The organism is Variovorax sp. CAN15 (assembly GCF_030462475.1).
In the GTDB taxonomy this organism is placed as follows: domain Bacteria; phylum Pseudomonadota; class Gammaproteobacteria; order Burkholderiales; family Burkholderiaceae_C; genus Variovorax.
The window spans coordinates 25394-33292 of the sequence record NZ_JASMRZ010000064.1 but is presented as its reverse complement, the minus strand read 5'-3'; the positions used below and the strand labels follow the sequence as shown (position 1 = coordinate 33292).

General features: G+C 65.7%; 8 protein-coding genes. All 8 read left to right on the top strand.

Features of this window, described 5'->3' with window-relative positions; genetic code table 11:
- The coding region (gene der, locus QMO14_RS26110; RefSeq protein WP_301510723.1) for a ribosome biogenesis GTPase Der at positions 1-1006 on the top strand (1006 nt) is incomplete at its 5' end.
- Positions 1007-1172: 166 nt separating this feature from the next.
- Positions 1173-1418: an RNA chaperone Hfq gene (gene hfq / locus QMO14_RS26105; RefSeq protein ID WP_093201554.1), complete on the top strand. Its 246-nt coding sequence runs from the start codon at positions 1173-1175 to the stop codon at positions 1416-1418.
- A 55-nt stretch (positions 1419-1473) separates the two neighbouring features.
- Positions 1474-2685 (top strand): GTPase HflX, encoded by a 1212-nt coding sequence (hflX, locus tag QMO14_RS26100; protein WP_301510720.1) that lies wholly within the window; start codon positions 1474-1476, stop codon positions 2683-2685.
- Between the two features lie 32 nt (positions 2686-2717).
- Positions 2718-4082, top strand: a complete 1365-nt coding sequence (gene hflK, locus QMO14_RS26095) for an FtsH protease activity modulator HflK (RefSeq protein WP_301510719.1) — start codon at positions 2718-2720, stop codon at positions 4080-4082.
- A 17-nt stretch (positions 4083-4099) separates the two neighbouring features.
- Positions 4100-4999, top strand: a complete 900-nt coding sequence (gene hflC, locus QMO14_RS26090) for a protease modulator HflC (protein WP_301510718.1) — start codon at positions 4100-4102, stop codon at positions 4997-4999.
- 31 nt (positions 5000-5030) lie between these two features.
- Positions 5031-5219, top strand: coding sequence for a DUF2065 domain-containing protein (locus tag QMO14_RS26085; protein ID WP_301510716.1), 189 nt, complete (start codon positions 5031-5033; stop codon positions 5217-5219).
- A gap of 81 nt (positions 5220-5300) precedes the next feature.
- A complete protein-coding gene (locus QMO14_RS26080; RefSeq protein ID WP_301510715.1) occupies positions 5301-6461 on the top strand; it encodes an ATP phosphoribosyltransferase regulatory subunit in 1161 nt (386 codons plus the stop codon).
- A 23-nt stretch (positions 6462-6484) separates the two neighbouring features.
- Positions 6485-7816: an adenylosuccinate synthase gene (locus tag QMO14_RS26075; RefSeq protein ID WP_301510714.1), complete on the top strand. Its 1332-nt coding sequence runs from the start codon at positions 6485-6487 to the stop codon at positions 7814-7816.
- Positions 7817-7899: the final 83 nt, after the last annotated feature.

The following is a 7899-nucleotide window of genomic DNA, read 5'->3' as shown; positions in this document are numbered from 1 at the left end:
GTGCCTGCTGGTGGCCAACAAGGCCGAAGGCATGCACGACGGCACCAAGCTGGTGGACTTCTACGAGCTGGGCCTGGGCGAGGTGCACGGTGTGTCCGCGGCGCACGGGCAGGGCATGCGTGACATGGTCGAGCTGGCGCTGGAACCACTGAACCTTCCCGATCCCGACGACGAGGAGGAAGAGGACGACGTCAACAAGCCGATCAAACTGGCCGTGGCTGGGCGTCCCAATGTGGGCAAGTCGACACTGATCAACACCTGGCTCGGTGAAGAGCGCCTGGTGGCTTTCGACATGCCAGGCACTACGCGCGATGCGATCTCCGTGCCTTTCGAGCGCAACGGCCAGCGCTTCGAGCTGATCGACACGGCCGGACTGCGCCGCAAGGGCAGGGTGTTCGAGGCGATCGAGAAGTTCTCGGTGGTCAAGACGCTGCAGGCCATCGAGTCGGCCAATGTCGTCTTGCTGCTGCTCGACGCCACGCAGGGCGTGACCGATCAGGATGCGCATATCGCGGGCTACATCCTCGAGAGCGGCCGCGCCGTGGTTATCGCCATCAACAAATGGGATGCAGTCGACAGCTATCAGCGCGAACAGATCCAGAGGCAGATCGAGACCCGGCTGCCGTTCCTGAAGTTCGCGGCGCTGCATTTCATCTCCGCCATCAAGCGCCAGGGGCTGGGCCCGGTGTGGCAGGCCATCGCGCAGGCCCACAAGTCGGCCACCCGCAAGATGTCGACGCCGGTGCTTACCCGTTTGTTGCTGGAGGCGGTGCAGTTCCAGGCGCCGAAGCGCGGCGGCATGTTCCGTCCCAAGCTGCGCTATGCGCATCAGGGGGGCATGAATCCGCCGGTGATCGTGATTCACGGCAATTCGCTCGAACATGTGACCGATGCTTACAAGCGCTTTCTAGAGGGGCGCTTCCGCAAGGAGTTCGATCTGGTGGGTACCCCCTTGCGCATCGAGTTCAAGAGTTCCCACAATCCCTTCGTCGACAAGGACGGCTGAGCCATGTTTGGCGGCGGATGGCCGCCGTTGAGTTCTGGCCAGGGTGTAAGTTCCGGCTTTTGAGAGACGTTATTTTTCAAAGGCTTTTGAGCGCGATTGCTGCGGCGCGGAAACCCTGTGTTAAGGTCATCTCCTCYAACAACTACTCTTGAACACGGAGAATATCGTGAGCAATAAAGGGCAACTTCTACAAGACCCGTTTCTGAACACCTTGCGTCGCGAGCATGTGCCGGTCTCCATTTATTTGGTGAACGGTATCAAGCTGCAAGGCCAGATCGAGTCTTTTGACCAGTACGTCGTGTTGCTTCGCAACACGGTGACGCAAATGGTCTACAAGCACGCCATTTCCACCATCGTGCCAGGCCGTGCCGTCAATTTCTCGGCAACCGAGAACGACGACGCCGCAGCCTGATCGCGCGGAGCGCGGCAGCGCTGCTGCCGCGCTTTTTCCCAATTTCTGATCCCGCTTGTCTGAACTGACTTCCCGCCAGGAAGGCGCCGCCGTTCTCGTCGGCGTCGATTTCGGGCTGCCCCATTTCGACAGCGAACTCGAGGAACTCGGCCTGCTCGCGCAGACCGCGGGCCTCACACCCGTCGCCCGCCTCGCGTGCAAGCGCAAGGCTCCCGATGCGGCATTGTTCGTTGGCAGCGGCAAGGCCGAAGAAATCAAGGAGCTGGCTGCCCTGTACAGGGCGAGCGAGGTCATCTTCGACCAGGCCCTGAGCCCCGCGCAGCAGCGCAACCTCGAGCGCCAGCTCGATGTCGCGGTCTACGACCGCACCTTCCTCATTCTCGAAATTTTCGCCCAGCGCGCGCGTTCGCATGAGGGCAAGCTGCAGGTGGAGCTCGCCCGGCTGCAGTACCTCAGTACGCGGCTTGTCCGCCGCTGGTCGCACCTGGAGCGCCAGACTGGCGGCGCGGGCGTGCGCGGCGGCCCTGGCGAAAAGCAGATCGAGCTCGACCGCCGGATGATCAGCGAGTCGATCAAGCGCACGCGAGAGCGCCTCGCCAAGGTGCAGAAGCAGCGCGGCACGCAGCGCCGGCAGCGCGAGCGGCGCGACACCTTCAACATCTCGCTGGTGGGCTACACCAACGCTGGCAAGTCGTCGCTTTTCAACGCGCTGGTCAAGGCACGAGCCTATGCGGCCGACCAGCTGTTCGCCACCCTCGACACCACCACGCGTCATCTCTATCTGGGCGATGCGCGCAGGCAGGTGTCGATTTCCGACACGGTGGGCTTCATCCGCGACCTGCCGCACGGGCTGGTCGATGCCTTCAAGGCCACGCTGCAGGAGGCGGTCGATGCCGACCTGCTGCTGCACGTGGTCGACGCCTCCAACCCGCACTATCCCGAGCAGATGGCTGAGGTGCAGACGGTGCTGCGCGAGATCGGCGCGGACACCGTGCCGCAGCTTCTGGTCTTCAACAAGCTCGATGCCCTTGAAAGCACGCAGCATCCGCTGCATCTGCAGGACGAGATGGAAATCGACGGCGTGCAGGTCCCCCGCATCTTCCTCAGCGCCAGGACTGGCGAGGGCGTGCCGCTGCTGCGCGCCGAGCTCGCGCGGCAGTCGGGCTCCGCAGTCGATACGATGACCCCTGCGGCAGACGCTGAATTGCACGATGCCACCGATGGATTGGGCACAATCCCGCCACTGACAAGAGAACGAAGCGAATGAATTCAAAGCCAGCGCGGAGAGGGTTTCTGGGCATGTTCAACCTGAACGACGGCCGATGGGGGCGCGGCGACGAGCCGTCCTCCTCCAGCGGTGACCGCCCGGCCGGCAACCGCCCCCCCGATGCCAATCCCCCCGGTGGCCCTACGCCCCCGCCCCAAGGCAACAACAGCAATGACAATCGCCCCCGCGGGCAAGGCCCCAACCAGGGCCCGCCAGACCTCGACGAACTCTGGCGCGACCTCAACCGCAAGCTCGGCGGCTTCTTCGGCGGCAAAGGTGGCGGCAACCGTCCCAATGGCGGCGGCAGCGGCGGTGGCAACGGCTACAAGCCCGACATGAAGAACGCGGGCTTCGGCATTGGCCTCGTGGCAGCGGTGGCCGTCCTGATCTGGCTCGGCACCGGCTTCTTCATTGTGAACGAAGGCCAGCAGGCTGTCATCACACAGTTCGGCAAGTACAAGAGCACCGTGGGTGCGGGTTTCAACTGGCGCCTGCCGTACCCCATCCAGCGTCACGAAGTCGTGGTGACCACGCAGATCCGCTCCGCCGACGTGGGCCGCGACGCCATCGTGCGCTCCACCGGCCTGCGGGAATCGGCCATGCTGACCGAGGACGAGAACATCGTCGAGATCAAGTTCGCCGTGCAATACCGCCTGAGCGATCCGCGCGCATGGCTCTACGAGAGCAAGTCGCCCGCCGACACGGTTGTGCAGGTGGCCGAAACCTCCGTGCGCGAGGTGGTCGGCAAGATGAAGATGGACGCTGCGCTCGCCGAGGAGCGCGATCAGATCGCGCCGCGCGTGCGCACGCTGATGCAGACGATCCTGGACCGCTACAAGATCGGCGTCGAAGTCGTCGGCATCAACCTGCAGCAGGGCGGCGTGCGTCCGCCCGAGCAGGTGCAGGCCGCCTTTGACGACGTGCTCAAGGCTGGGCAGGAGCGCGAGCGCACCAAGAACGATGCGCAGGCCTACGCCAACAACGTGGTGCCTCTGGCCACCGGTACGGCCTCGCGGCTGAAGGAGGAGTCCGAGGCCTACAAGGCGCGGATCGTGGCGCAGGCGCAGGGTGACGCAGGCCGCTTCAGCGCTGTGCTGTCGGAGTACCAGAAGGCCCCGCAGGTGACGCGCGACCGCATGTACACCGACGCCATGCAGCAGATCTACGCCAGCACGACCAAGGTGCTGGTCGACAGCAAGCAGGGCTCGAACCTGCTGTACCTCCCGCTCGACAAGCTCATGCAGCAAAGCGGCGGCAATACGGCCACGCCGGTCGATGCGGCCAGCCCCAGCGTTGCCGGCACCGCGCCGGCACAGTCCTCGGTCATCCCGGTGGCCCCCGCCACGAACGACGTGCGTGGCCGCGACGGCCGCTCGCGTGACCGCGACGTGCGTTGAGAAAGGCCCGGAAGAACATGAACAGAATCGGATTCATCGCCACCTCGATCCTCGTGCTGCTCGTGCTGGCAAGCTCGACGCTTTTCGTGGTCGACCAGCGCCAGTTCGGCGTGGTCTATGCGCTCGGCCAGATCAAGCAGGTCATCACCGAGCCCGGCCTCAATTTCAAGCTGCCGCCGCCGTTCCAGAATGTGTCGTACATCGACAAGCGCCTCCTGACGCTTTCCAGCGTGGACACCGAGCCCATGCTCACCGCCGAGAAGCAACGGGTGGTGATCGACTGGTACGTGCGCTGGCGCATCAGCGACCCTCAGGCCTACATCCGCAACGTCGGGCTCGACGAGAACGCAGGTGCGATGCAGCTCAACCGCGTGGTGCGCAACGCCTTCCAGGAAAACATCAACAAGCGCACGGTGCGCGACCTGATCTCGGTGCGCCGCGAGGCCCTGATGGCCGACGTGCAGCGCGAGGTGCTGTCGGTTGTGAAGGGCGCCAAGCCCTGGGGTGTGGATGTGGTGGACGTGCGCATCACCCGTGTCGACTACGTGGAAGCCATCACCGAATCGGTCTACCGCCGCATGGAAGCCGAGCGCAAGCGCGTGGCCAACGAGCTGCGTTCCACCGGTACGGCCGAGGGCGAGAAGATCCGCGCCGACGCCGACCGCCAGCGCGAAGTGATCGTGGCGAACGCCTACCGCGACGCCCAGAAGATCAAGGGCGAGGGCGACGCCCAGGCCGCCGCCACCTACAGCGAGGCCTTCGGGCGCGACCCGCAGTTCGCCCAGTTCTACCGAAGCCTCGAGGCCTACAAGCAGAGCTTCAACAAGAAGAGCGACGTGATGGTGCTCGATCCGTCGTCGGACTTCTTCCGTGCCATGCAGGGTTCGGGCTCCACCACCAACGCTCCCCGCCGTTGATTTTCGGCCTCAGCAGCAGTCTTTGGGAGCCGTGAGCGCCGACACTTTCTGGAGCGCGCTTGCGCTAGTCCTGGTGATCGAAGGCATCCTGCCCTTCTTGTCGCCGGGAGGGTGGCGGCGCGGCTTCGGGCAGCTCATGCAGTTGCGCGACGGCCAGCTTCGTTTCTTCGGGCTCTGCAGCATCGTTCTGGGCCTGGTTCTGCTCTGGATACTGGGCTGATTCAGCCCGACGATCGACGTCCGGGCCGGACCGGGTGCCCGCTGCCGGTAGAATCCCGTTTTAACCACGCCCCCGATCCCCATGTCCGCCTGGGTCCTCCCGGATCACATTGCCGATGTGCTGCCCTCCGAGGCGCGCCACATCGAAGAACTTCGACGCCAGCTGCTCGATACCGCCCGTGGCTATGGCTACGAGCTGGTGATGCCGCCGCTGCTCGAGCATCTCGAATCGCTGCTCTCCGGTACCGGCGAGGCGCTCGACCTCCAGACTTTCAAGCTCGTCGACCAGCTTTCCGGCCGCAGCATGGGCCTTCGCGCCGACACCACCCCCCAGGTGGCGCGCATCGATGCCCACCTGCTGAACCGCGACGGCGTGGCCCGCCTGTGCTATTGCGGCCCGGTGCTCCACACCCGCCCGGACCGCCCGCACGCGACCCGTGAGCCCCTGCAGTTCGGCGCCGAGATCTATGGCCACGCCGGCCTCGAGGCCGACACCGAAATCCTGCTGCTGGCGCTTGATTGCCTCGATGCCGCCGGGCTTCGCGAGGGCGTGATCGTCGACCTGGCCGACGCCCGCATCGTGCGTGCCCTGTTCGCCGGCGTGCCGGTCGATGGCACCACTCTGGCGCTGGTGCACGCTGCACTGGCGGCCAAGGATGCGAGCGAGCTCGAATCGCTCACCAAGAACTTCCCCGCGGCCTCGCGCGACGGCCTGCGCGCGCTGATCCAGCTCTATGGGGACGAGGCGGTGCTCGACGAGGCTGCCAAGGCCCTGAACGGTACGCCGGCAGTCGGCGCCGCGCTGGCCGACCTGAAGCAACTCGCCGCTGGCTTGCAAGGCGTGGCCGGCCGCCAGATCAGCTTCGACCTGGCCGACCTGCGCGGCTATGCGTACTACAGTGGCATGCGTTTCGGCATCTACGCACCCGGCGCGGCCGATTCGCTGGTGCGCGGCGGCCGCTACGACGAGGTGGGTGCCGTGTTCGGCCGCAATCGTCCGGCCGTCGGATTCAGCCTCGACGTGCGTGAACTGGTCGGCGTGCTGCCGGCCCGTCCGCTGCGTGCCGCCATCCGCGCGCCCTGGAGCGATGCGGCCGGCCTGCGTCAGGCCATTGCCCGATTGCGCCAGGCCGGTGAAACGGTAGTCTGCGTGCTGCCCGGCCATGGCAGCGAAATCGATGAATTCCACTGCGACCGCGAGCTCGTCGAGCAAGCCGGCCAGTGGAGTGTCCGAGCGATCTGATTTTTTGAAGTAATGGAACGAGCATGAGCGTAACCACCGGAAGAAACGTGGTCGTCGTCGGCACCCAGTGGGGCGACGAGGGCAAAGGCAAGCTGGTCGACTGGCTGACGGAAAGCGCCCAGGGCGTGGTCCGCTTCCAGGGCGGCCACAACGCGGGCCACACGCTGGTCATCAACGGGGTGAAAACCGCGTTGCACCTGATTCCGAGCGGCATCATGCGCCCCGGCGTCAAGTGCTACATCGGCAACGGCGTGGTGCTGTCGGCCGCCAAGCTGTTCGAGGAGATCGAAGGGCTGGAGAAGGCCGGCGTCGAGGTGCGCTCGCGCCTGCGCATCAGCGAAGCCTGCCCCCTGATCCTGCCGTTCCACGCCGCGCTGGACATCGCGCGCGAGGCCTACCGCGAGAAGGGCGGCATCGAGAAGATCGGCACCACCGGCCGCGGCATCGGCCCGGCCTATGAGGACAAGATCGCGCGCCGCGCGCTGCGCGTGCAGGACCTGAAGCACCCCGAGCGATTCGCCGCCAAGCTGCGCGTGCTGCTCGAACTGCACAACCACGTGCTGACCCAGGTGCTGGGCGCTTCCGCCATCGACTTCGACGAAGTCTTCGACGAGGCGATGAAGCACGCCGAACTGCTCAAGCCCATGATGGCCGACGTCTCGCGCGAGCTGAACGACGCCAACCGCGACGGCGCCAACCTGCTGTTCGAAGGCGCGCAGGGCACGCTGCTGGACGTGGACCACGGCACCTACCCTTACGTCACCTCCAGCAATTGCGTGGCCGGCAATGCCGCTGCCGGCTCGGGTGTGGGCCCGGGCATGCTGCACTACATCCTGGGCATCACCAAGGCCTACTGCACCCGCGTGGGCGGCGGTCCGTTCCCCACCGAACTCGACTGGGCCACGCCCGGCACTCCTGGCTACCACATGAGCACAGTGGGTGCCGAAAAGGGCGTGACCACCGGCCGCAGCCGCCGCTGCGGCTGGTTCGACGCCGCGCTGCTCAAGCGCTCTGCGCAGGTCAACGGCCTGTCGGGCCTGTGCATCACCAAGCTCGACGTGCTGGACGGCCTCGAGAAGCTGGAGCTGTGCACCGGCTACGAGCTCGACGGCGAGACCACCGACATCCTGCCCATGGGCGCGGACGAGATCGAGCGCTGCACGCCGATCTACGAAACGCTGGAAGGCTGGACCGAGAGCACCGTGGGCGTGACGCAGTACGACAAGTTGCCGATCAATGCGCGGCTGTACCTGCAGCGCATCGAGCAGGTCACGGGCGTGCCGATCCACATGGTCTCGACCAGCCCCGACCGCGACCACACGATCATGATGCGTCACCCCTACCTGGCCGACTGATCAGGCCAATCAACCCCTGGGCTTGCCCACTTCGTGTGGCCGCCGACCCCCTTGCAGGGGGCAACACCAGCGGCCCGGCAACG